The sequence below is a fragment of the Roseovarius sp. M141 genome (assembly GCF_024355225.1).
Classification (GTDB): domain Bacteria; phylum Pseudomonadota; class Alphaproteobacteria; order Rhodobacterales; family Rhodobacteraceae; genus Roseovarius.
In genome coordinates, this window is sequence record NZ_VCNH01000008.1 from 3,240,169 (window position 1) to 3,261,040 (window position 20,872).

Below are 20,872 nucleotides of genomic sequence, written 5' to 3' on the forward strand. Positions count from 1 at the left end.
CAAGGCGTCCCGGCCAAATCAGCAACGCGGGCCTACTGGCGCGGCAAAAAGGCGTTCGTCTTCCACAACTCATTACCGTCGCGGAATGTGCTCATATCTTCCCAAACCTTGGCGAAGAATGCATCATTGGCAACTACTTCTGCCGCGACCTCATCCCAAGTGGTGCGGAACAGATCCAGCATCTCGGGCGACCATTGCTTGATAATGACGCCGTTGTTCTCGACGTTGTCTTTCATGACCTTGAACTGAATGGCTTCACCTTCGGCGACGCTATCGGCCATTAACACCTTGCAAACGGTTTCGATCATCGCCTTGTGCTGATCGGGTGCCGCGCGCCACACATCCTTGTTGATCAGCAGTTCCGACACGGTGGCCTGCTTGTGCCAGCCGGGGAAATAGTTGTATTTGACCAGCTTGTGGAATCCGAGCCGGGCGTCGATCGCGGGCATCGAAAATTCGGTGGCGTCGAGCGCACCCTTTTCGAGGGCCGGGAAGATCTCGCCGCCGGGCAGCAGCGAGGTGACCACGCCAAGCTTCTGCATCACTTTCCCACCAAGCCCGAAAAAGCGCATCTTCAGCCCCTTCAGATCTTCGGGGCTGTTGATCTCATTGGCGAACCAGCCCGACGTTTCGGGCGCGATCACGCCGCAGGGCAAAACATGAACGTCGTAGCTGGCCTGGTCATACATCTCCTGATAAAGGGCCAGCCCGTTGCCGTAATAGAGCCAGGTCATGTATTCCGGCGCTTCAGGTCCGAACGGTACTGACGAAAACAGCGGTGCCGCCGGAATCTGGCCTACCCAGTACCCGGCCAGCAAATACCTCGAGTTGATCTTGCCGGATGATACCGCCTCCAGGATCTCGAACGGCGGCACCAGCTTGCCGGGTTCATAGATCTTCATGCGCGATGATCCGCCCGACAACTGCTCAAACTGTTCTGCGCTGCGCGGAACGGGCGAGCCGAGGCTCGGCAGTTCAGTCGAAAAGTCGACCGGCGTTTTCAAAAGCAGCCGGTCTTGCGCCGCAGCGGGGCCGCCAACCAGCATGGCGCCGGCCACAGCAAGCGATGTCAGGGTCGTTTTCATATTATCCTCCAAGGTTTTTCCGACCCTCTCCCCGGGCCGGTCACGGTACCTCCTATCCACGACCCGAGATGGTAAATTATCTTTACCGCTCAATTCCAGCCAAGAAATTTCTTTACCACTGGACGCGTAAAGGCATCAGCTGGACCTGTTTTTTGTCAAGATTACTTTTATCCAAATTTACAAAATCACTCTTAAAATACTGATTATGCGTTATAATAGCATCGCGCCATTCCAAGCCTTGCGGGTCTTGAAGTTTACCGCGCAGTGGAAAATAATAAAGACCACTGATAAGGTTCTAGCAGCATCTCAGGTATCAAGGAGCAGGAAATGGACCGCAATAGCCCCTTCGAACCCGTCGGACACGAATCCGTCGCCCAAGCCGTCGTCAAGCAGATCGAGGAAATGATCCTGTCGGGCGTACTGAAGGAGGGGCGCAAGCTGCCCTCCGAGCGTGAACTTTCCGAAACGCTGAACGTGTCACGCCCGAAAGTGCGCGAAGCGCTGAAAACACTGGAGAACCGAGGGTTGCTGAAAGTGCGGCATGGAGAAGGCTCGTTTATCGTCCCGCTGACCGGCAAGGCGATGTCGTCGGCGCTGCTGTCGCTTTATGGCCGCCATTCTACGGCTTTCTATGATTACTTGGAATACAGACGCGAACAGGAGGGTTTCGCGGCGCGCTTGGCCGCGCTTCGTGCGACACAGGACGACAAGGAAAGGATCGCCGCAACGCTGGACAACTTGCGCAAGGCCCAGCAAACCGACGATCACCAGCTTTCTCGCACGGCTGATTTCGCGCTGCATTCAGCCATCGTCGATGCCAGCAACAATGCAACCCTGATCCACATGATGGCGTCGATCTACGACCTGACCAAGCAGGGCGCCTTCTACAACCGTCAGTACCTGCGGACGATCGACGGTTCGGGCGAACAGCTCTTGAATCAGCATATCGAACTCGGCAACGCGATCATCGAAGGCGATCCGGAGCGCGCCGAAAAGGCAGCGCGAGATCACATGGACTTCGTCGAGCAGTCCTTCCGAGCAGGCCAGGAGCGTGATCTCTGGGAAACAATGGCGGCAAAACGCCGCCTGATGGCCTAGCTTCACGTCCAATCCACACAGCGTCACGATGTGACAAAGGTCTGTCACTACCTGTCCAAGCCAATCTTCACGGATCGGCTGCTGTTGGCGCTCCAAGGTCCGCACGGGAAAACCGGCGGGTCGTCGCCCACATGCAGCCGACCTTCGCATCACCCGCAGCTCCGGTATTGCCAAATTGACTCTTGCTACATCATATATGAATGACTGCTGTTCCCGCTGCGGGACAGCAAGAGATTTTCTGCGGTTGAAACAAGAACCCTTCTGCCTGCGCACGCAACAGGATTTTGACGCTTCCGAGTTAGGCTCTGAGCCGACATGCAACGGCGCGGCATGCTCGCCCACAGAGCGGGCTACTAAGCGTCGCGGACGGTCCTTCGTGGATGAGGTGGATGGCTTCTGCTCCACCCGGCCTCGCAATGCGCCATACTGCAGTTGCCATCGACTGCTGAGAGAGGCGCCACCCAATGACAGTTAAAACAGTTGGCCTGGATCCGCTGACCGGCAGGCGATTGCATTGCAATCGCTGAGAGGTTGGCCAAGGTTGTGATTCAAGTTCACGGAACTTCGGAAACCGGACGCAAGGTTTTCAACAGGAAGATCAAACGCGCAAAATTGTTGGCGTTCTTTGAAACGTTGCCGCGCTGTGTCGTCGGCATGGAGGCTTGATTCCGCCCACCATTGGGGCCGCGAGTTGCGTAAACTCGGGCATGATGTTCGGCTGATGCCAGCCGCTTATGTCAAACCCTATGTGAAGCGCGGCAAGTTCGATGCCACCGATGCCGAGGCAATCTGTGAAGCGGTGCGTCGTCCAACGATGCGGTCTGTCGAGATCAAATCAGAAGATCAGCAAGCCGTCCTTGCTATCCACAGGTCGCGGGACTTTGTCGTTCGGCAGCGCACGCAGGTTGTGAACATGATCCGCAGCATCGGCAGAAACTCTATCAGACAACCCCGCCACTGACGGCCCAAATCCACACGGCGCTTGAAACGCTCAAGCAATAATCTCAAATTTTCCATCTGTATTGCGAACAAAGACGGCCAAGCGCGCGGCAAGCAACGCTATCGAGCGTTGCTATCGTGTCGGCCAAGTGCCAATCGTTTTCGGTAGCATGTAGTTCGGTTAATCGGTGAAGAGCGTTCGCGTCGCCCCCAACGAGATCACGCAGAACTGCGAAAAGAAGCTGCTGCGCCTGTTGATCTTCGGCCAGTTTTTTTAACGCAACCTCTCTCTCGACCTGCCTGTTGGACAGGAATATGATCATGCTTCGTCGCAAGACGTCAAAAGTCTTTTGTTCTGCTCCCAAAACACCAACGATATCATCGACCGTTTCGCATTGAGCGTTAGTCGAACAACTGCAGGAGTTCTGCCCGATCAGTTGAAGGCTCAGCGCTTGCCCAATTATCTGCACCAACCGGCTCGCGGCTGTCTCTGTCTCGACGATTATACTGAAACTGTCACATCGACTGAAGTCAGGAGCGGAATGCTGTGCGCCGAAATTCTTCCACAAGCCGATCCACGCTTTGCTTCCCTTTCTCAAAGAAAGCATGACACTCCGAAACTCTCGATGTCCGTCGGCATATCTGATCACCAAGTCGTCGACGCTAGGCCATTGCCACGTCATGAATGCGCGGCACGCAGTCATCCAGCGGCGCATAATGCGTTACGACGATCGTGCGCCCCGCAATTGGCTCTGCCAGCTTCGCCCTGTGATCGGCATACACGCGAGCGATATCGACCAGGGCGATCTTGCGGTACCGCTCGCCCTGCACTCGGATCTACAGATAATCGTTCATCCACTTTCCGGCCTGGTACATGCCTGCCATGGCCGATCCACCCAATGCAAAATCGGTCCAGAGCGTGCAGCAGAGATATCGGGTGTCACTGATGAGGGTCTCGCGCTTCTGCGCAAAATGGGCACCTGCCTCAGCGCAGATGCGCGCCAACCGGTCGTCCCCGTCCAGTACGTGATCGCAGTAATCGTGATTGCCGGGAAACACGTGGATCCGCGGCAGCGGGACATAGCGACCGAAATGCGCCAGCATGCGCCTCGACCTTGTCGCGGATCAGATGCAGCGGCTCGCCCATCCTGATCCCGAGCGCCTTGGCCTCACAGTTAATTGGAATGTCCAGAAAATACGGGAATTGCGCTGACAGAGTGAAGGGCAAGCGGCGGAGCGCTTCAGTTACGCGGAGCCGGTCGTACTGCCCGGCGTTTTGACACCTCCGCTTCGGTTACTCACCTTTATGCGGGTATAGCCAATTATGTACGCCAGCGACGTGGGCATTCGTGGCTCCGATCTATTGGATCTTCTTTGCCACAGCAGCACCGTATTTCTGGGCGGCACCATCTACAGGGCACAAGGAAATCTCATCTGCCGACTTTTTTGTAACTGAACCTTCAGATAAATCATAATTTCCAAGGATTTTCAGTGGATACCTGAGACATTCTATAATTATTGTTTCACCAAACGCCACAAATCCCCTTGGGTTCAGAACGCCCTCCGATGCCCAATCGGGAAGCGGGGCGCGGGGGCGGCTGCTTGTGCAAGACCGGAAACCGGCAACGGCAGCCGGGGGCCCCGATCGAGATGGGCGTGAGGCTGGGACAAATTCGTTTGGGAATCCGCTAAAAATGCGCACAAATGCTTATAGGCGTGTCAGAGAGAAAATTTGGCTGACTACGCAGCAGCATGTACAGTCGTCTTGTAGGCTTGATCTTTTTGTCAAAACACGAGGGAAATCAAAATGCGCGTGTCAGCAATGTTATTGTTCGCAGCCTTTCTACTCGTGTCTTGCGCTTCGTTGTCGGAAGATCAGTGCCGCGACGGAAACTGGCGTGGCATTGGCGTGTCCGATGGTGCGGCAGGTCGTTCGACGGATTACATCTCCCGACATCGCGAAGCCTGCGGCAAGATCGGTGTCGTGCCGGATGTGAATGCCTGGCTCGCCGGACGCACGGAAGGCCTGCGCAGTTACTGTACGCCGGCAAATGCCTACAAGGTTGGACGTTCCGGCAATACGCTTTCGTCTGTCTGCACTGGCCCGCAACTCGCAGCACTGACGCAGGCTAACATCACGGGGCGACAGTACCACAATCTCACCAGCCAGATCAGCGACTTGCGCTCGCAGGCCGATGACCTGCGCATACAGATACGCCGTATCAGCGAATTGGCAGACGAAGACAAGCTGCGTGAACGCAGCCGATTGCGTCGCGAACTCGCTCGGATAGAGAGCCGCATGCAGGATTTGGAGTTCGAACGGATCCGCTATTCCGAACTCGCGCAATAAATGTTCGGCTTTGGCGGTTGCCTTCTGGTGGACCGACCTTTGGCGCATCTGTCGTGAGGCGTGGCCGCTTGGCTCTGACTTCAATGTAGGAGGCACGAATGACGGCAGATGGTCGCGCAGGGTGGACCTCGACCGGAGTCATTGCGCGCGCGCGCGAAGAAGCGCCGTTTCTTGTTGGTGCGGTCACACTTGCGGTCTTTCAGCTTCATGGCGACCGGTGGCTTGTCGGACTGACTGGTTTTTTCATTGCAGGGTTGATTTTCATGTGGCTGTTTGCAGCCGCAGTCTGGGCAACCTTTGGTGTGGTGCGGCATGCAGACGCACTTGCCCATTTGCTTGGCGAACCATTCGGAACGCTGATCCTCACCCTCTCGGTGATCGGGATCGAGGTTTCCCTGATCGCATCGGTGATGCTCACTGGCATCGCGTCTCCCGAACTGGCACGCGACACCATGTTTGCGGTGCTGATGATCGTGCTCAACGGCCTCGTCGGCGCGGCGTTGCTACTTGGCGGGCTGCGGCACAAAGTTCAGGACTATAACCTGCAGGGCGCACGGGCCTTTTTGGTGGTGCTGCTGCCCCTCTCGGTGTTCGCGCTGATCCTGCCCGACTTCACCGTATCAACGGCGGATGCGACATTTTCACCGCTACAGGCTGGATTCTTCGCGCTGATAACCATCCTGTTGTACGGAGTTTTTCTGATCATGCAAACGGTGCGGCACCGCACCTTTTTTGAGCAGCCGACCGTGGGCGATCCGGTAGCAGAAAGCCCGCACGCACCCGATGAGGCGCACGGTCCAATCCGGTCGCGATCCTATCACATAGCGATGTTGCTGCTGACCCTTGTTCCTATCGTGCTTCTGTCAAAGCGGCTTGCGAAGCTGGTCGATTTCGGCATTGTCGAGGTTGGTGCTCCGGTGGCTCTGGGCGGCGTACTGATCGCGCTTCTCGTACTGTTGCCCGAGAGCATGTCCGCCATCGCCGCGGCGCGTGCCAATCTGCTGCAACGCTCGGTCAATCTACTTTTGGGCTCGGCGCTTGCCACCATCGGGCTTACAGTTCCGGCGATTTTGGCGATCAGCCTCGCGATCGGTCATCCGGTGACGCTCGGCCTCGACAACGTGTCGGTCGTCCTGTTGGTGCTGACACTGGTGATTAGCACCATGACGTTCGGCGGTGCACGGACCAACGTGCTTCAGGGCGCGGTGCATCTGGTGCTATTTCTGGCGTATCTATTGCTGATCTTCAGCCCGTGAGCGAACCGTCAGGTTGTGCAGCGGGCGGTACCAGGTACGTCGGGCGGACAGTGGCGGCGAAGATGGTGAGAATGGCAGGCAACGGGATCTCGCTTGCTTTGCAAATCAACTTGCAGATGTTCCTAAAACACGCTGAAGATTTTCTGAACACGAGAATGTTCTTCGATATCCCGTCAACCGGGCAGCTTAGAAGGCAACGCTCAGCCTCAATTCAGCTTGGTGCGATAGATAGTTGGAGGCCACGCTTGCATCGTACTGCACCCTGAAATTAATGCCGCCCTCGTTGAATACCTCGACGCCTGCGCCGAACCGGCCCAATACATCGGGAGTGTCGAGCGTGGTGCCGAGCCCTCCCGAGCTGGACGCCACATTCGCAAACCGGGCGTTGGTGTTCCAATCATTGCCGCTTAAAAAGCGCACCCCGGCGGTCGCGTAGGCGTTCAGGATCGTTCCATTTTCCAAATTGACCCGCCGCCCCAGTTTGACCGCCGGCGTCGCAGAAAAGACGACGTCGTCTGATGTCGATACATCAAGGTTGAAGGGCCCAGCACCGGTTTCGCGATAGCCGTCCAACCGGAGGTAAGTCATGTCCAGATTGATTTGGGGTTCCACATACCAGTTGCCGTAAAACTTCTGATAGGATGCGTTGAAATGCGCGCCCGCATTCAAGGCATTGCTGGATCCGCGTGTTTGCAATGGGGTTCCGCCGAAAGTGATATCGCGGCGGGTGTTGTAGGTTCCATACCCCAGATCAACGGCACCACCGATCACCCACGGTCCGATTTCGCGTTTGAGCGCCAGCACAGCCAGACCGGCCTGACCGTCCACGTTCGTGGCATCCATCGTGCTGCTGATACGGCTGTCTTCATATCCGACGACACCGCCCGGGAACCAGCTCGGCCCAATTTCCGTGCTGGCCTCCGAAGGTCAGGATTGTGGACCGCCCGCTGTAGTCGATCGAGCCGCCACTGGCGTCGCGGTCGAAATCCGCAACGTCGACCCGCGCCCAAGTGTAGCTTTTCTCGGTCAGGCGCGGAGCGCTTCCCGCAAATGTGGGGCAGCTGAACGCGCTGTTCACCAGGCGCAGGCTGGCGTCATACCGCGCTGCGGCAACGGCAGAGACGGCGCGGCCGGACATCTGATCGAGCGCCCGGGTATAGTCCTTGGCCTCCTGAACGTTGGCCAATGCATCAAAACCGGTGGCAAAGCCCGGCTCGCCGCTGTCCCAGATCGTCTGTAAATGGCCCGCAAGGCTGGCGCGGGTGCCGCCTTGCGCGCCGTCAGCACTGGGGAAATCGGCATCCGTGGTCAGGGTCAGATCCCGGCCCTCGACCACCGTTTCGTAGGAAAAGAGATACGGTGCCTCGGTTGTGAAGCCCGGCGCGCGGGTCACGCCATCGGTGGTGCTCAGCAGGGTTTTCTTCGATTTGTGCAGGCCGATGGGGTTCGCTAAAATCGTGCCGTCCAGAGTAGCCGCGCCCAGTATGGCGAGGATAGGTTCCGTGCCGCTGACCGTGTCCAGATCGAACCGAAGCCGACCGGTGGCGGCTTGCGCCAGATCCCCCGTCATCACCGTCTGCGACGTCCCGCCGATGGTGACCAGACCGGCATTCCTCAGTTGGCCCGCCTCGCCAAGCCGCATCGAGGTCCCAATATTCATCTGGCCGGATGGTTGGTTGGCAACGGTAAGTTGCCCTGCTTCGGCGGTCGGCGGAACTACGATACTGCCATTAATGGTTCCGGAATTGATCACGGTCGTGCAATAGGTTTCCATGGTGTTGCTCGCGCCACCGCCAACTTGAGGCGTGGAGTCGACCTGGATGAGGCCCGCATTGTTGATCACGTCGGGTGTTGCGGCATCCCTCCGCATTCCCAACAGCCGAATAGCGTAGGCATAACCGAAACCGCCCTGGACGCTTGATCCATCGCCCACCGCGACCCGCAATATACCGCCACCCGATTGCCCTTCGCTTTGCAAGAACACGCCGTCGGGGTCGGGACCGGTGGCGATGACATGCGGATAACCCCCGCGCCCGGGGTCTTGTCCGCGACGATCTGAACCGTGATGTCCTGACCTTCGCCCGGACCGCCAAGCGACCCGCTTGTACCATCTGTCTGTCGTGGCGACCAAACCGCCGCCACCGCCAAGGCTTTGCGCGAAAATGGCGGGCGCGTGGGCGCCGCTGGTCTTGACCTTGCCCAAGGCCATCTTCAGGGTGATGTCGCCGCCGCTGCCACGGAAGGACTGGCTGATCGTAGGGTCCACAAGCATTCCGATGTAACTGCCGTCCGCGATGCCGCCAAAATCACCGGCAAGCCCCCCGGTACCGCCGATACTATGCAGCAAGGCTCCGAACGCGTCGTTGCCGGTGGTTCAAGATGCCCTGAGACAAGGCGACGTCGATCTTGCCCCCGCCGCCGGACGACAGGCTGTCCTTGTCTGGTTTGATAAAGAAATTCAGCCCCTTGCCCCCATCGCGGCGCCGCCCGACCCTCCCAGGCTTTGCGCCACCAGGCCGTGGGCGTTCTGGCCCGTCGTTGAAACCGCGGTGGTGATCTGCGCCGGATTGCCTTCGATGGTGATGGCGACCGCGCCGCCGTCGCCTGCCTTGCCCCCCTTGCCTCCGAACTTGATCGACGGAAAAAACTCTTGGATTGGCGGGGTCCTGACCTCGGCGGGATTGGCCGAAGGGGTCAACAGCGCGTCCATCGTGGTCAGATGGGCCAGGCCGCCGCCGCCTCCTCCGATACTCTGCGCGACAATCGCGATCGCGTCGGGGCCGGTCATGCGGATCGCGCCATCCTTGATGTCGACCGTCACTTGCCCGCCATTGCCGCTGGCGCTGCCGCTGCCGCCGATGGTCAGGGCGAAGGGAATCGATTTGATGGCAAAGATACCGTTTTTCACGACACCGGAGGCCTTGGCGTTCCCACCGCCGCCGCCGACACTTTTTGCGAAAATCACGTGCGAGGCGACGCCGGCCGTCTGGATATCGGTGCCCGGATTGAGCGACACGGTCACGGTGCCACGATCGCCCGCCGCCGCCGATCGATTGGGCAAACAGGCCCGGCGCATCCTGACCATAGGTTGCCAGAAATCCTGTGCTTTCGGCCTGCACGTCATTGCCATTGCCAGCCACCCCACCCGACCCACCGATCGAGACCGGCCCACTTATGGCGATATCGGTTCCGCCGCCCACGAACGAGCTTGCCGAGGAATCGCCGCCCGCGCCGATACTCTGGGTCATGATGGCAGCGGAGCCGTGGCCACCCGTCAGGACCGTTCCGCTGCTGAAGGTAAAAACCTTGCCGACGTTGTTGCCCGTGCCGCCCGCGCCGCCGATCCCGACCGACGCCCCGAAGGACGGAACCTCTTTGATGGGCGATACCGCGAAGGCCTTGGCGACAGCGGCGCCGTCGTGGCCGCCACCCCCGCCGATGCTGTGGGTTTTCAGGCCCGGCGCGTCCAGCCCGAACGTCTGGACCTGGCCTTCGTTGCGGATTGACACGTCGCCGCCCAAACCGCCCGATCCACCCTTGCCTCCGATCGCGACCGAAGCGGCGATGGGCCCACCTGCGGACAGCGCAAAGGCCATTCCGCCCTTGCCGCCACCGCCGCCGATGCTGTGGGCGTCAAGGCCTACGGCATGGTCGCCTTAGGTTGCGACGAACCCGCCCAAATTCTTGATCTCGACCGTCTCGGCGGATCCGCCGGACACCCCATCACTACCGATGGCGAGACTGAAGATACCGGTCCCCGCCGCCAACGGATTGCGCGATGATGCCGTGCATGAAATTGCCCGTGGTCGTGATACCGCCCCCGTGCGTGACATCGGCCAGGCCGCCATCCCCACCGAAACCACCGCCACCTCCATCTCCGATTCCGGCGCCGATCCGCCCTCCGTCACCGCCCTTGCCCCCATCTGCGGCGACATCGATCAATGGCGATACCGGTGATGTGCCCAGCAAGACCCCGATCCCGAACCTTCCGTCCAGGTAAGCCTGGCCTGCCGATCCCGCGTCGCCGCCATAGTCACTGAAGGCCTTGCCTTGCCCGCAAGTCTGGGAAGTCCCGCTATCGCCCCCGTCGCCTCCGCTGGAGACGACCCTGAGCGCAAATGGCAAGGATGTCGGCCGGATCGCCCCCCCGAAAGTCAGCGTTGCATCTGCGCCCGCACCGGCTTGGCCACCGCGACCGCCCGTGGCGTTTCCACTTACGGCATTCTGTGACTCACCTTCCCCGCCGCGCCCGCCCTTGCTGAGTGATGCGACGGGCGCCTTGTATTGAAAAGGGGTGCGGCGCGCCGGGTAAGTTTCCTGGATGGTCTCCCCCGCATCCTGTCCGGGGCCGCCATTGCGCTCGCTATCGGTGTTCCTTGTGGCGGTGCATCCATTCAGCCCGCTGGCCTGAAGGATCACGCCATCCGGTATGTTACCCAAAGCGCTCTTGGGCTCTGCGGGGCGGATCACGGGGGCGGGATAGGTCGGACTGGTGCAGACCACGTTCTGCGCTGCCGCACCGTCCGGCGGACCAAGGATTGATGATCCCAACAGAACCGCAAGACATGTAGTGTATCCACAAGCAGAATTTCTTTGAGACACGCGAAAGACGCCGATCATACTTGGCCTCGAGGCGGTTGTATTCCGCCGGGGGCGGTAAAAAAATCATAAGTGGAATTTCGCGGCTAGAGCACGTTCGCTCACAAATAGCTACGTTTTTGCACCGGTTAAGCCGAGGCCATTTTTGCTTTCTCAATTTGAAAGGCGAAATTTGGCAGGCGGGATATAGTCAACACATTGGAAAATAACTCTTTACTAAAATGGATAGGTCAAAAAAAACGAATACTTTCGCCAGCTTGAGCGACCTTCGCAAAACATCAATCCCTTGGCAGCCCCCCAGAATCTCTGCGGTTTTGGTAGGTTTTGATTGCCGCCTTCGATAGCTGCCATTCGCATCCAGTGTAGCATCCGGAAATTTCGGCTTGACCCGGACATTCTCTGTGCTCAGTAAAATAGTCTGGCGATCGAAAATCTGTTTTGAAAACGACAATCATCTCTGCCTGTCGGTCGAGCGCCGGGTGACCAAGTCCGATGTCGGCACGTCGGCGAGCTTCTGTACCAGTGCATCGTGCGCTGCGATGCCGTCCGACGGCCCAAAGCTCATCGTCGTTCAGTGGGATCTCCTGACGGAGGCGCAGCAGGTTGGTCTTTCCTTCCAGAATTTGCGCCCGCGAAGATGCCTTGGGAATGTAACTTGGGAATGTAAAAAGAGCACTTCACGCAGGCCATTCGATGCTGACGCTGATCGAAGAAATCGTAGCTGCAATAGCCGTGTCCAAGATCGTAGTGCTTCCAGGCTTCTCCAGCGGCCGGTCCGTTACGAACAGCATCCTGATCTATCAGAACCTCAACCGCGCGAAGATTACGGGCGACGTACACGGCATTTTTGTATGACTTCGCACGCCCTGTCGGGCTGATTTTCGTGTAATGACGTGTCGAGGCAGGCGAGCGATGTCCGAGTCAAGTCTGAAGCTCGAATATGAAGATAGCTTTGCCACTTTCCGCAACCTCCTGCGCGAACGAATCTTCGATACTTGGCCTGTGGCTGCGGGTGATGTCGCCGTCGGGGCTGTCCAACCAGAACGTCGCCTGCACTCTCTTCATACCGCAGCCCGCGAGACCGGTCTCGCGCCATCTTTACTGGAGAAGTTCCCGATGGCGGCCGGGGCGATTGCCGAGGATGACGACCGGCCCACGGCCCGCAAGACATTCGACGCGCATCGATATGCCCCGCTCCTCGAAGAGGCCGGGCACCTCGTCGGACCGATAGAGATGCATAACTTAATCGGCGCCTCGAAGTTGGAGCTGAAATCTCTGATCGAAGATGAGGTTCTCGTTCCCATGACCGCGCTTGCGGCCATCAATTCGCCTTGGCACCCCGCCGATGGACTCAAACTCGTGGCTGAACTTCAAGCGACGGCGGCGACCATCGAGGTCGATGACGAACCATGGGAGAGAATTCAGCATGCCAAGAACCGTACGGGTCTGCGGGTTGGCGCGATAATCAACGCAATACGGGAAGGAGGCCTTCCTTGCCGGGTGTCGACCGGAAATCCACGGTTATCAGGCGATCACCGTCAAAAAGGACGCGATTGATTTATTGGCGGATCGGGCGGGGCTCCTGCTGGGTCCTGACGTGACATCAATGTCGGCTTTCGGGCAGTCGATCGGCCTCCGGGTAACAGAACGATTGGTGGCTCTCGCATCGGCTGGTCACATGCCGGCTACGCAGCTGAAGTTCCCGAAAAGTGGAGGCGAGCGGTTCTGTATGACCAAGGCGGATATCGCAGCGTTTCACCGACGTTTCGTAACCTTGTCGACGCTGGTTGGTGAATCCGGGGAACGCTGGAACACGATTCTGGTCCACCTCAAGGGGTCGGGCATGCGTCCTTTCTCGCCCGGAGGCGAGGATTTTGGGCACCTCTATCTCCGCGAGGACGTGGAGCATGCCTTTTGGCGCGGGGGGCTGATCACCAAGTATACTTGGTGACGCGCCTCAACGGATGAAAAGCTTCCCGTTAAAAACTCAGCCCTCATTTACTGATGCGACGGGCCATCACCGCGAAGCATCACGCCCCGCCGGAAAAGGATGGTGTGAAATCCAGAAAAGGGATGGTGTAACTGACAACTGACAGTGGGGAGATCCTGGAGCGGGCGACGGGAATCGAACCCGTATCATCAGCTTGGAAGGCTGAGGTCTTACCATTACACAACGCCCGCTCGGGCAAACCCCTGTTACCGCGCGGCGCGCGCCTAGGCAAGCGGGCGCAGAGAATTCCGCGAATTTTCGCCGCGCGCCCGGTCGCCAGTCCCTCAATAGCGCCGCCGCAGCACCTCGGGGTCGGCGCCGGTCAAATAGCGCGCCAGCAGCCACAGGTTGCGCGCGCCGCGCCGGACCCAGCCATCGCGGCTGTATCGCGCGGCGCTGGTGCGCAGTGCCAGCGGCATCATCCGCAACCGGCGGCCAAGACGGCGGGCCAGCGCCACATCCTCCATCAGGGGAATGTCCGGATATCCACCTGCGGCGTCATACTCGGCCCGCGAGATAAGCAGACCCTGATCGCCATATGGCAGGCGAAACAGCAGCGCGCGCAAATTGGCCCAGCCCGCCACGATGTGCGGAGCCACGCCCTGCGCGTCAAAGGACAGGCGAAAATATCCGGGACGGCCATCCTCCACCTGCGCCTCTACCGCCTGCACCCAGCCATCTGGCAGAACTGTATCGGCATGCACAAACAACAGCCAGTCGCCGCCCGCCGCGGCCGCACCGCGGCGCAACTGCTCGCCGCGGGACGCAGGGCCGGTGATCCAGATCGCCCCCACATCCTCGGCGATACCCATCGTCGCGTCGCGCGATCCACCGTCGGACAGAATCAGCTCGCGGATCAGCCCGGCCTCTACCCCCGCCATCAACCCGGCCAGCAGCGCGGGCAGGTCGGCGGCGCCGTTCAGTACCGGCACGATCACGGACAGCTTTGCGCGCATCATCGCCCCCTGTTGCCGACGCTCTGAGATCCTATATGACAGGGGTGGCACGAACGAGAGGTAGCAGCGATGAGGTCCATTCACCAGATCACCGGCAGCGATGCCCATGGCTTCCTTCAGGGGCTGATCACAAACGATCTGGCCAAGCTGACACAGGGCCTAGTCTATACCGCGATGCTGACGCCGCAGGGCAAATATCTGGCTGACTTCTTTGTGTTCGAGCGGGGTGGTGCGATCCACATCGACGCATCAGAGCAGATTGCGCCGGGCCTGATCCAGCGGTTGAACATGTACCGCCTGCGCGCCGATGTGCAGATTTCCCAGACGGATCTGGCTGTGCGGCGCGGCACAGGCCCGTCGCCCGAGGGCGCGCTGACCGATCCGCGCGATCCGGCGATGGGCTGGCGCCTGTATGGTGCGGACGGCGGCGATGACGGCAGTGATTGGGACGCGCTGCGCGTCGCCCATTGCATCCCCGAGACCGGGATCGAACTGACGCCGGATACCTTCATCCTAGAGGCCGGGTTCGAGCGGCTGAATGGCGTCGACTTTCGCAAGGGCTGCTATGTGGGTCAGGAAGTGACCGCGCGGATGAAGCACAAGACCGAATTGCGCAAGGGCCTCGCCACCGTTCAGGTCGAGGGCGCGGCGCCGGTGGGCAGCGACATCACCGCGGGCGGCAAGGCGGCAGGCACGCTTTATACCCAATCGGGCGGGCGCGGCATCGCTTATCTGCGGTTTGATCGCGCAGTGGGGCCGATGGAGGCCGCCGACGCCAAGGTACGTTACACGCCGGAATAATGCAGCCTCATCGCGCTTGACCGGCGCAGCGCTGCGCGGCATCAGGGGGCCATGATGATCTACAAGATATTCCGACAGTCTGAATGGGACGCCCTGCGCGCCACCGGCGCCACCACCGGCGCGCCGGTGGATGTGGCCGATGGCTATATCCATTTTTCCACGATCGCGCAGGCCCCCGAGACGGCAGCCAAACATTTCGCGGGCGAGGCGGATCTGATGCTGCTGGGTATCGACCCTGATCTTCTGGGCGATGATCTGCGGTGGGAGCCCTCGCGCGGCGGCGCGCTTTTCCCTCATCTTTACCGACAGTTGCGACTGACAGATGTGGCTTGGGCGCGCACGTTACCACTGCTGGACGGGATGCATCAGTTCCCGGCGGACGCGCAATGAGTGCTCTGAACCGGATCGGCCTTGGCCTGCTTCACCGCATGGACCCCGAGCGGGCGCATGGGCTGGCCTTGCGCGCCTTGCGCGCCGGGCTGGTTCCGTTGCCGGGGCGCATCACATCGCCGCGTCTGGCCTGCGAAGTGGCGGGGCTGCGGCTGGACAACCCTATCGGGCTGGCCGCAGGATTCGACAAGAACGCCGAGGCGCTGACGCCGCTGGCACGCGCGGGTTTCGGCATGATCGAGGTCGGCGCCGTGACGCCGCGCGCACAGCCGGGCAACCCCAAGCCGCGCCTGTTCCGCCTGCCCGAGGATCGCGGCGTCATCAACCGCTTCGGCTTCAACAACCTCGGGATGGAGGCGGCGGCAATACGGCTGGCGCAGCGCCCCAGAGACGCTGTCATCGGCCTGAACCTCGGGGCGAACAAGGACAGCGACGACCGGGCCGAGGATTTCGCCCGCGTGCTGGCCCATTGCGGTCGGCATCTGGATTTTGCCACCGTCAATGTCTCCAGCCCCAACACCGAAAAGCTGCGCGATCTTCAGGGCGGCGATGCGCTGAGGGCGCTGCTGGCCGGGGTGATGGAAGCGCGCGACTGGTTGGAGCACCCGATTCCGGTTTTCCTGAAGATCGCGCCGGATCTGGACGATGCCGCCCTGGCCGAGATTGCTGAGGTTGCGCAGGGTGCTGGACTGGCCGGGATCATTGCGACCAATACGACGCTGGATCGCGGCGGACTGACCAGCGCCGCCAAGAGCGAGGTCGGCGGGCTGTCGGGCGCGCCGCTGTTTGATAAATCCACGCGGCTGCTGGCGCGGCTTTCAAAACTGACCGATGGCAAGATGCCCCTGATCGGCGTCGGCGGCATTGCCTCGCCCGAGGATGCCTATGCCAAAATCAGCGCCGGTGCCTGCGCCGTGCAGCTCTATTCGGCGCTGGTGTATGAGGGGCTGCCGCTGGTGCCGCGCATCGCGCACGGGCTGGACAGGCTGCTGGAGGCGGATGGACACGCCAGCGTCGCCGAGTCTGTCGGCACCCGCCGGGAAGAATGGCTATGATAACCCTCTGGCACAATCCTCGCTGCTCGAAATCGCGCGCCGCGCTTGCGCTGCTGGAGCAAGGCGGCGCTGATCTGACACTGCGCCGCTATCTGGACGACGCCCTCACCGAGGCCGAACTGCGCGCCGCACATGCCCTGCTGGGTGGCCCGGTGATCGCCATGATGCGCCCCGGCGAGGCGGCGTTTCGGGCCATGGGTCTGGCCAAGGAAGACGCGGACGACACGTTATTCGCGGCCATGGCGGCAGAGCCGAAGCTGATCGAGCGGCCACTGGCCCTGACCGGGACCCGCGCTATCATCGGCCGCCCGCCCGAGGCGGTGCTGACCCTTCTGGACGGCTGAGCAAAAATGCGCTTTGTCCGCCGCATCCACCGCTGGATCGACGCAACAGTATTCGATCTGGCGCGGCAGATGCGCTGGTCCTACCTGCCGCCGCTGATGATCTATCTGGCCTACGGAATTTCGACCATTACCGGCATCGTCGGCACATTTTTCGTCAAGGAATATCTGGGGCTGTCAGCGGCATTTCTGGCCGGGCTCGGTTTCTGGGCCGGGCTGCCCTGGGCGCTGAAAATGCCGCTGGGGCATCTGGTGGACATCATCTGGCGCTGGAAGGGCGCGCTGGTCTGGCTCGGGGCCGCCCTGGTTATGGGCGCACTGGGCATCATGTATCTGCTGGTCACGGCGCCCGGCGCGATGGCCGCGTTAATGCCGGTCGAGGCGTGGTATGTCGCCGCGGTATTGCTGATGCCCTGCGGTCTGGTGCTGCAAGACGCGGTGGCCGATGCCATGTCGGTCGAGGCGGTGCCGGTAGTCGATGCCGACGGCGCGCCGCTGGACGAAGCCACATCGCGTGCATTGCATACCACGATGCAAACGCTGGGGCGGATCGCGCTGATCGGCGGCACGCTGATCGTCGCGGCGATCAACATCGCCGCCTTCGACGGGGCCGAGACGCTGCCGCAGGCCGAGAAGGCCGCCGTTTACGCGCGCATCTACGCCATCGCGATGGTCGTGCCGCTCATCTCGGTCTCGGGCGTCGCGCTGGCCGCGTGGCAGCGGGGCCGCGCCATTCGCCGCGCCCGTGCATTGGGGCAGGACACCACCCCGTTTGAGGCCCGCCCCGGCGCACCGACCAAACCCAACCCGTGGTATTTTATCGGCGGCGGCGCCTTTGTCGCGTTGTCGCTGACGGTGGGCCTGCTCGATGTGCCCTACGCGCAGGAGATCGTCTTTGCCGGGTCGATGACCATCGTGTTGCTTCTGATGCGCCAGTTGATCCGCGCGATCAACCCGGCGCAGGCGCGCATGCTGATCGGCACGGCGCTGATCGTCTTTGTCTTTCGCGCGGTGCCCCTGCCCGGCCCCGGCGCAACGTGGTTTGTCATTGACGGGCTGAAGTTCGATGCGCAGTTCCTGTCCGTGCTGGGGCTGATCGCCTCGATGCTGACGCTGATCGCGATGCTGGTGCTGCGCCCCTACATGGCGCAGCGCAGGCTGACGCGGGTCTACCTGACGCTGACGCTGATCGCAGGTGTGCTGGCGCTGCCGAATATCGCGCTGTACTACGGCATTCAGGACATCACCGCGCCGCTGACCTGGGGCATTGTCGATGCGCGCTTCATCGCCGTGCTGGACACCGCCGCCGAAAGCCCGCTGAGCCAGATCGCCCTGATCCCCATGCTGGCCTGGATCGCGCGCAATGCGCCCAGCAACCTCAAGGCGACGTTCTTTGCCGTGATGGCATCGTTCACGAACCTCGCGCTGTCGGCCTCGGCCCTAGGGACGAAATACCTGAATGAGGTGTTCATCGTCACGCGTGAGGTGACGGATCGCCAGACAGGTGTGGTGACAGTGCCCGCCGATTACAGCCAGTTGGGAATCCTGCTGATCGTGGTGGGCGTGCTGACCGTGACCCTACCGCTGGCGACCATTGCCATCGTCCAGCGCTCGCGCCTGCGCACCAGCGACTAGGTCGCCGCCCGCTCCAGCGCCGGATAGCGCAGGCCCAGCGTGATGCCACGCACCGCGAAGCTGACCAGCAGCGCGATCCACAGGCCGTGATTGCCGAAAATCGGCACCAGCACCACCAGCGTCGCGCCGTAGACGGCCAGCGAAACGATCATCATGTTGCGCATGTCGCGGGTACGCGTGGCGCCGATGAAGATGCCGTCCAGCATCCACGCCGCCGCGCCAAATATCGGCGCCGCCACCATCCACGGCAGGAATTCGCGGCCCGCCGCACGCACCTCCTCGGACGCGGCCAGCATATCTATTGCTGCACCGCCGAACAGCGCGAAACTCAGCGCAAGCAAGATCCCCGCGCCCACGCCCCATTGGCTGGTCAGAATTGACGCGCGCCGCACAGCGCCTGCCGCCCGCGCGCCCACCGCTTGGCCCACGAGCGCCTCGGCCGCGAAGGCAAAGCCGTCCATCATATACGAGCTGACATGCAGGAACTGCACCAACACCTGATTGGCCGCCAGCGTGACGTCGCCCAGATCACTGCCCAGAAAGATGAAGGACAGCAGCACCACCTCCAGCAGGGCCGAGCGGATCAGGATGTCGGTGTTCACCGACGCGATCTGCCACAGCCGCGCCCTGTCAAAAATCAGTGCCCAGTTGCGCCAGGCTCCGGCACCCGAAATGCATCGCGGCACAGGACGAAGGCGCAGATCAGCCCGGCCCATTCAGCGACAAAAGTGGCCCAGGCCACGCCCGTCACGCCCCAGTCAAGGCCCAGAACGAACCACAGGTTCAGCGCGATGTTCAGCCCGTTCATCACCAGTTGAATCACCAGCACGGCACCCGTCCGCTCCATCGCGATCAGCCAGCCGGTCATGCCGAACAGGGCGATCATGGCGGGCGCGCTCCAGACGCGGATGCTCATGTAGTCCTGCGCGAGGCGCTCGACCTCGGCGCTGGCGGGGGACAGCGCGAAGGCGCCGGCAAATAGCGGAACATGCAGCAGCAGAACCATCACGCCGCCCGCCCCGCCGATCAGCAGGCTGCGCGTCAGCATCGCCGCGACCTCGGGTACATTGCCCGCGCCGCGTGCCTGCGCAGTCAGCCCGCTGGTGCCCATGCGCAGAAAGCCGAAGATCCAGTAGATCGCCGTCAGGATCACCGCGCCCACGCCCACGGCGCCGATGGGCGCGGCCTGCCCCAACTGGCCGATCACACCGGTATCGACGATTCCCAGCAGCGGCACCGTGGCATTGGACAGCACTATCGGCCATGCGATGCGCAGCACGCGGCGATGCGTCAGGCGGATGTGGGCAGGCGCGCGCGCGGTAAAACTGTCACTCATCGCGCGGCGGCATCAGAAAATGCCCGGACGCCTGTGCAATGGGGCGGTCGCGATTGTCCTGCCACGCCTCGGCCTGCACCGACGCATAACGGCGCCCGACACGCGTGATCTGCGCGCGGGCGTAGGCATCGCGCGGCAGGCCGGTGCGCAGAAAATCGATGGTGAAATCTATGGTCTTGGGCAATGCGGGCAGCGCGCCCACCTCGGGCACCGGCGCGCCGCCTTCGATCCGGGGCCACAGCATCGCCCAGCCAAGGCTGATGATCGCAGTCATTTCCAGAAACGCTGCCGTGGCACCGCCGTGCAGCGCAGGCAAAAGCGGATTACCGATCAGCGCATCCGCATAGGGCAGGATGCCGGTCAGTTCATCTCCGCGCCGCTCGAACCGGGCACCGAGAAATCCGATATAGGGCACGCCGCCGACCAGCGCGGCCAGCGTCTCGTCCCGGCGCTGCTTGACCACCTGAACGGGTTCGGGGGCGGGGCGGCGGGGCATCATGCGCCTGCGACGGTAAATGTGCCGGTGGCCGTGGCGACCGGGCGCTCCGCATCGTCATCGACCGCCACCGCCCGCACAAAGGCGACCGTGCGCGTGACATGATGGCACGTCGCCTCGGCGCGGATGGTCTGGCCGGGGGTGGCCGGGCGCATGTAGTCGATCCGCAGCCCCAGCGTGGCCGTGGCGCCGGCAGCCTGTGGATGGCTCATCGCGGCGGCGCCGCAGCAGGTATCCATCAACGTGCTGACAGCCCCGCCATGCACCACACCGGTGGCCGGATCGCCCACCAGCTTTTCGGCCCAAGGCATCGACATGACGGCGCAGCCGCCCTCTATCCGCTCGGATACCAGACCCAGCGCCACGGCATGCGGAAGCGCGGCAAAGAATTCTTTTGCCATCTTCGGGGACTCTTTTTCGCCGACTTCCATGACCGGTCTCTCTGTGCAATACATCTGGCTATAGTGTATCAGTGCCACCCCGCGTGGGCGCAACCCGGAACCGTACACGCGCGTTCACGCAATATTGACGCCTAAATCTGCGTG

Annotated in this window: 22 protein-coding genes, 1 tRNA gene and 2 pseudogenes; 13 read left to right on the forward strand and 12 right to left on the reverse strand. The window is 61.4% G+C overall.

Translation table 11 applies throughout. The features are described 5' to 3' along the window. Nucleotides 1–32 precede the first annotated feature (32 nt). Complete coding sequence (locus tag FGD77_RS19710; protein WP_369682742.1) at nt 33–1,178, reverse strand: TRAP transporter substrate-binding protein; 1,146 nt, start codon at nt 1,176–1,178, stop codon at nt 33–35. Between the two features lie 234 nt (nt 1,179–1,412). Between FGD77_RS19710 and FGD77_RS19715 the strand changes: the two genes are divergently transcribed. Continuing rightward, nucleotides 1,413–2,183 carry a FadR/GntR family transcriptional regulator gene (locus FGD77_RS19715; RefSeq protein ID WP_255013022.1) on the forward strand — a complete coding sequence of 257 codons (771 nt, stop codon included), beginning with the start codon at nt 1,413–1,415 and terminating at the stop codon, nt 2,181–2,183. 531 nt (nt 2,184–2,714) lie between these two features. Further along, nucleotides 2,715–3,105: pseudogene (locus FGD77_RS19720) on the forward strand (transposase); the annotation flags it as partial. Nucleotides 3,106–3,187: 82 nt separating this feature from the next. On the opposite strand, the gene FGD77_RS19725 reads toward FGD77_RS19720, so the two are convergent. Together FGD77_RS19725 and FGD77_RS19730 are read right to left on the reverse strand one after the other, a co-directional pair. Next, nucleotides 3,188–3,730 (reverse strand): hypothetical protein, encoded by a 543-nt coding sequence (locus FGD77_RS19725; RefSeq protein ID WP_255013024.1) that lies wholly within the window; start codon nt 3,728–3,730, stop codon nt 3,188–3,190. A 229-nt stretch (nt 3,731–3,959) separates the two neighbouring features. Continuing rightward, nucleotides 3,960–4,226, reverse strand: coding sequence for a hypothetical protein (locus FGD77_RS19730; protein WP_255013026.1), 267 nt, complete (start codon nt 4,224–4,226; stop codon nt 3,960–3,962). A 703-nt stretch (nt 4,227–4,929) separates the two neighbouring features. Between FGD77_RS19730 and FGD77_RS19735 the strand changes: the two genes are divergently transcribed. Together FGD77_RS19735 and FGD77_RS19740 are read left to right on the forward strand one after the other, a co-directional pair. After that, the gene (locus FGD77_RS19735) at nt 4,930–5,472 is read left to right on the forward strand and encodes a DUF2799 domain-containing protein (protein WP_255013028.1); all 543 of its coding nucleotides are present in this window, start codon (nt 4,930–4,932) and stop codon (nt 5,470–5,472) included. Nucleotides 5,473–5,570: 98 nt separating this feature from the next. Beyond that, a complete protein-coding gene (locus tag FGD77_RS19740) occupies nt 5,571–6,728 on the forward strand; it encodes a calcium:proton antiporter (RefSeq protein WP_255013030.1) in 1,158 nt (385 codons plus the stop codon). Nucleotides 6,729–6,914: 186 nt separating this feature from the next. Here the strand turns inward: FGD77_RS19740 and FGD77_RS19745 are convergent, their stop codons facing one another. The 3 genes from FGD77_RS19745 to FGD77_RS19755 form a co-directional block, all read right to left on the reverse strand. After that, nucleotides 6,915–7,634, reverse strand: a complete 720-nt coding sequence (locus tag FGD77_RS19745) for an autotransporter outer membrane beta-barrel domain-containing protein (protein ID WP_369682770.1) — start codon at nt 7,632–7,634, stop codon at nt 6,915–6,917. Beyond that, entirely contained in the window at nt 7,594–9,075 is a 1,482-nt protein-coding gene (locus tag FGD77_RS19750; protein ID WP_255013034.1) for a hypothetical protein, read from the reverse strand. Before FGD77_RS19750 ends, FGD77_RS19745 begins: the two co-directional genes overlap by 41 nt. A gap of 111 nt (nt 9,076–9,186) precedes the next feature. Then, nucleotides 9,187–9,750: a hypothetical protein gene (locus FGD77_RS19755; RefSeq protein ID WP_255013036.1), complete on the reverse strand. Its 564-nt coding sequence runs from the start codon at nt 9,748–9,750 to the stop codon at nt 9,187–9,189. Here FGD77_RS19755 and FGD77_RS19760 point away from each other — a divergent pair. Then, complete coding sequence (locus FGD77_RS19760) at nt 9,734–10,234, forward strand: hypothetical protein (protein ID WP_255013039.1); 501 nt, start codon at nt 9,734–9,736, stop codon at nt 10,232–10,234. The two genes, FGD77_RS19755 and FGD77_RS19760, sit on opposite strands and share 17 nt — an antisense overlap. Nucleotides 10,235–10,454: 220 nt before the next feature. On the opposite strand, the gene FGD77_RS19765 is transcribed toward FGD77_RS19760, so the two are convergent. Then, nucleotides 10,455–11,279 (reverse strand): hypothetical protein, encoded by an 825-nt coding sequence (locus tag FGD77_RS19765; RefSeq protein ID WP_255013040.1) that lies wholly within the window; start codon nt 11,277–11,279, stop codon nt 10,455–10,457. A gap of 741 nt (nt 11,280–12,020) precedes the next feature. Here FGD77_RS19765 and FGD77_RS19770 point away from each other — a divergent pair. The 3 genes from FGD77_RS19770 (at nt 12,021) to FGD77_RS19780 (ending at nt 13,278) form a co-directional block, all read left to right on the forward strand. Next, nucleotides 12,021–12,182, forward strand: coding sequence for a hypothetical protein (locus FGD77_RS19770; RefSeq protein WP_255013050.1), 162 nt, complete (start codon nt 12,021–12,023; stop codon nt 12,180–12,182). A gap of 57 nt (nt 12,183–12,239) precedes the next feature. Beyond that, nucleotides 12,240–12,884, forward strand: coding sequence for a hypothetical protein (locus FGD77_RS19775; protein ID WP_255013053.1), 645 nt, complete (start codon nt 12,240–12,242; stop codon nt 12,882–12,884). 172 nt (nt 12,885–13,056) lie between these two features. Continuing rightward, nucleotides 13,057–13,278: a hypothetical protein gene (locus FGD77_RS19780; RefSeq protein WP_255013055.1), complete on the forward strand. Its 222-nt coding sequence runs from the start codon at nt 13,057–13,059 to the stop codon at nt 13,276–13,278. Nucleotides 13,279–13,434: 156 nt separating this feature from the next. Here FGD77_RS19780 and FGD77_RS19785 read toward each other — a convergent pair. After that, nucleotides 13,435–13,508: transfer RNA gene (locus FGD77_RS19785), tRNA-Gly, on the reverse strand. A gap of 93 nt (nt 13,509–13,601) precedes the next feature. After that, complete coding sequence (locus FGD77_RS19790; RefSeq protein ID WP_255013065.1) at nt 13,602–14,273, reverse strand: TIGR04283 family arsenosugar biosynthesis glycosyltransferase; 672 nt, start codon at nt 14,271–14,273, stop codon at nt 13,602–13,604. A gap of 69 nt (nt 14,274–14,342) precedes the next feature. On the opposite strand from FGD77_RS19790, the gene FGD77_RS19795 reads away from it, so the two are divergent. From FGD77_RS19795 to FGD77_RS19815, 5 genes are read left to right on the forward strand one after another with little or no spacing between them, the layout of a single operon-like run. Next, nucleotides 14,343–15,074 (forward strand): folate-binding protein YgfZ, encoded by a 732-nt coding sequence (locus FGD77_RS19795; RefSeq protein ID WP_255013067.1) that lies wholly within the window; start codon nt 14,343–14,345, stop codon nt 15,072–15,074. 51 nt (nt 15,075–15,125) lie between these two features. Continuing rightward, the gene (locus FGD77_RS19800) at nt 15,126–15,464 is read left to right on the forward strand and encodes a DUF952 domain-containing protein (protein WP_255013069.1); all 339 of its coding nucleotides are present in this window, start codon (nt 15,126–15,128) and stop codon (nt 15,462–15,464) included. Further along, entirely contained in the window at nt 15,461–16,519 is a 1,059-nt protein-coding gene (locus FGD77_RS19805) for a quinone-dependent dihydroorotate dehydrogenase (RefSeq protein WP_255013071.1), read from the forward strand. Before FGD77_RS19800 ends, FGD77_RS19805 begins: the two co-directional genes overlap by 4 nt. After that, the gene (gene arsC / locus FGD77_RS19810) at nt 16,516–16,863 is read left to right on the forward strand and encodes an arsenate reductase (glutaredoxin) (protein ID WP_255013073.1); all 348 of its coding nucleotides are present in this window, start codon (nt 16,516–16,518) and stop codon (nt 16,861–16,863) included. The genes FGD77_RS19805 and arsC overlap by 4 nt, the downstream gene beginning before the upstream one ends. 6 nt (nt 16,864–16,869) lie before the next feature. Beyond that, nucleotides 16,870–18,495 carry a hypothetical protein gene (locus tag FGD77_RS19815; RefSeq protein ID WP_255013075.1) on the forward strand — a complete coding sequence of 542 codons (1,626 nt, stop codon included), beginning with the start codon at nt 16,870–16,872 and terminating at the stop codon, nt 18,493–18,495. Here FGD77_RS19815 and FGD77_RS19820 read toward each other — a convergent pair. The 3 genes and pseudogenes from FGD77_RS19820 to FGD77_RS19830 form a co-directional block, all read right to left on the reverse strand. Further along, nucleotides 18,492–19,831, reverse strand: a pseudogene (locus FGD77_RS19820) (MATE family efflux transporter). The gene FGD77_RS19815 and the pseudogene FGD77_RS19820 overlap by 4 nt on opposite strands. Continuing rightward, nucleotides 19,824–20,330 (reverse strand): PaaI family thioesterase, encoded by a 507-nt coding sequence (locus tag FGD77_RS19825; protein WP_255013077.1) that lies wholly within the window; start codon nt 20,328–20,330, stop codon nt 19,824–19,826. The pseudogene FGD77_RS19820 and the gene FGD77_RS19825 overlap by 8 nt, the downstream one beginning before the upstream one ends. Beyond that, nucleotides 20,327–20,728 (reverse strand): PaaI family thioesterase, encoded by a 402-nt coding sequence (locus FGD77_RS19830; protein WP_369682743.1) that lies wholly within the window; start codon nt 20,726–20,728, stop codon nt 20,327–20,329. Before FGD77_RS19830 ends, FGD77_RS19825 begins: the two co-directional genes overlap by 4 nt. Nucleotides 20,729–20,872 lie beyond the last annotated feature (144 nt).

Bases quoted from the DNA above. Each gene is read 5' to 3' on its own strand.
- FGD77_RS19805 (WP_255013071.1), top strand. From the start codon at position 15,461: ATGAGTGCTCTGAACCGGATCGGCCTTGGCCTGCTTCACCGCATGGAC.
- FGD77_RS19725 (WP_255013024.1), bottom strand. From the start codon at position 3,730: ATGCTTTCTTTGAGAAAGGGAAGCAAAGCGTGGATCGGCTTGTGGAAG.
- arsC (WP_255013073.1), top strand. From the start codon at position 16,516: ATGATAACCCTCTGGCACAATCCTCGCTGCTCGAAATCGCGCGCCGCG.
- FGD77_RS19770 (WP_255013050.1), top strand. From the start codon at position 12,021: ATGCTGACGCTGATCGAAGAAATCGTAGCTGCAATAGCCGTGTCCAAG.
- FGD77_RS19825 (WP_255013077.1), bottom strand. From the start codon at position 20,330: ATGATGCCCCGCCGCCCCGCCCCCGAACCCGTTCAGGTGGTCAAGCAG.
- FGD77_RS19795 (WP_255013067.1), top strand. From the start codon at position 14,343: ATGAGGTCCATTCACCAGATCACCGGCAGCGATGCCCATGGCTTCCTT.
- FGD77_RS19775 (WP_255013053.1), top strand. From the start codon at position 12,240: ATGTCCGAGTCAAGTCTGAAGCTCGAATATGAAGATAGCTTTGCCACT.
- FGD77_RS19815 (WP_255013075.1), top strand. From the start codon at position 16,870: ATGCGCTTTGTCCGCCGCATCCACCGCTGGATCGACGCAACAGTATTC.
- FGD77_RS19735 (WP_255013028.1), top strand. From the start codon at position 4,930: ATGCGCGTGTCAGCAATGTTATTGTTCGCAGCCTTTCTACTCGTGTCT.
- FGD77_RS19800 (WP_255013069.1), top strand. From the start codon at position 15,126: ATGATGATCTACAAGATATTCCGACAGTCTGAATGGGACGCCCTGCGC.
- FGD77_RS19790 (WP_255013065.1), bottom strand. From the start codon at position 14,273: ATGCGCGCAAAGCTGTCCGTGATCGTGCCGGTACTGAACGGCGCCGCC.
- FGD77_RS19780 (WP_255013055.1), top strand. From the start codon at position 13,057: ATGACCAAGGCGGATATCGCAGCGTTTCACCGACGTTTCGTAACCTTG.
- FGD77_RS19730 (WP_255013026.1), bottom strand. From the start codon at position 4,226: ATGCTGGCGCATTTCGGTCGCTATGTCCCGCTGCCGCGGATCCACGTG.
- FGD77_RS19830 (WP_369682743.1), bottom strand. From the start codon at position 20,728: ATGGCAAAAGAATTCTTTGCCGCGCTTCCGCATGCCGTGGCGCTGGGT.
- FGD77_RS19740 (WP_255013030.1), top strand. From the start codon at position 5,571: ATGACGGCAGATGGTCGCGCAGGGTGGACCTCGACCGGAGTCATTGCG.
- FGD77_RS19715 (WP_255013022.1), top strand. From the start codon at position 1,413: ATGGACCGCAATAGCCCCTTCGAACCCGTCGGACACGAATCCGTCGCC.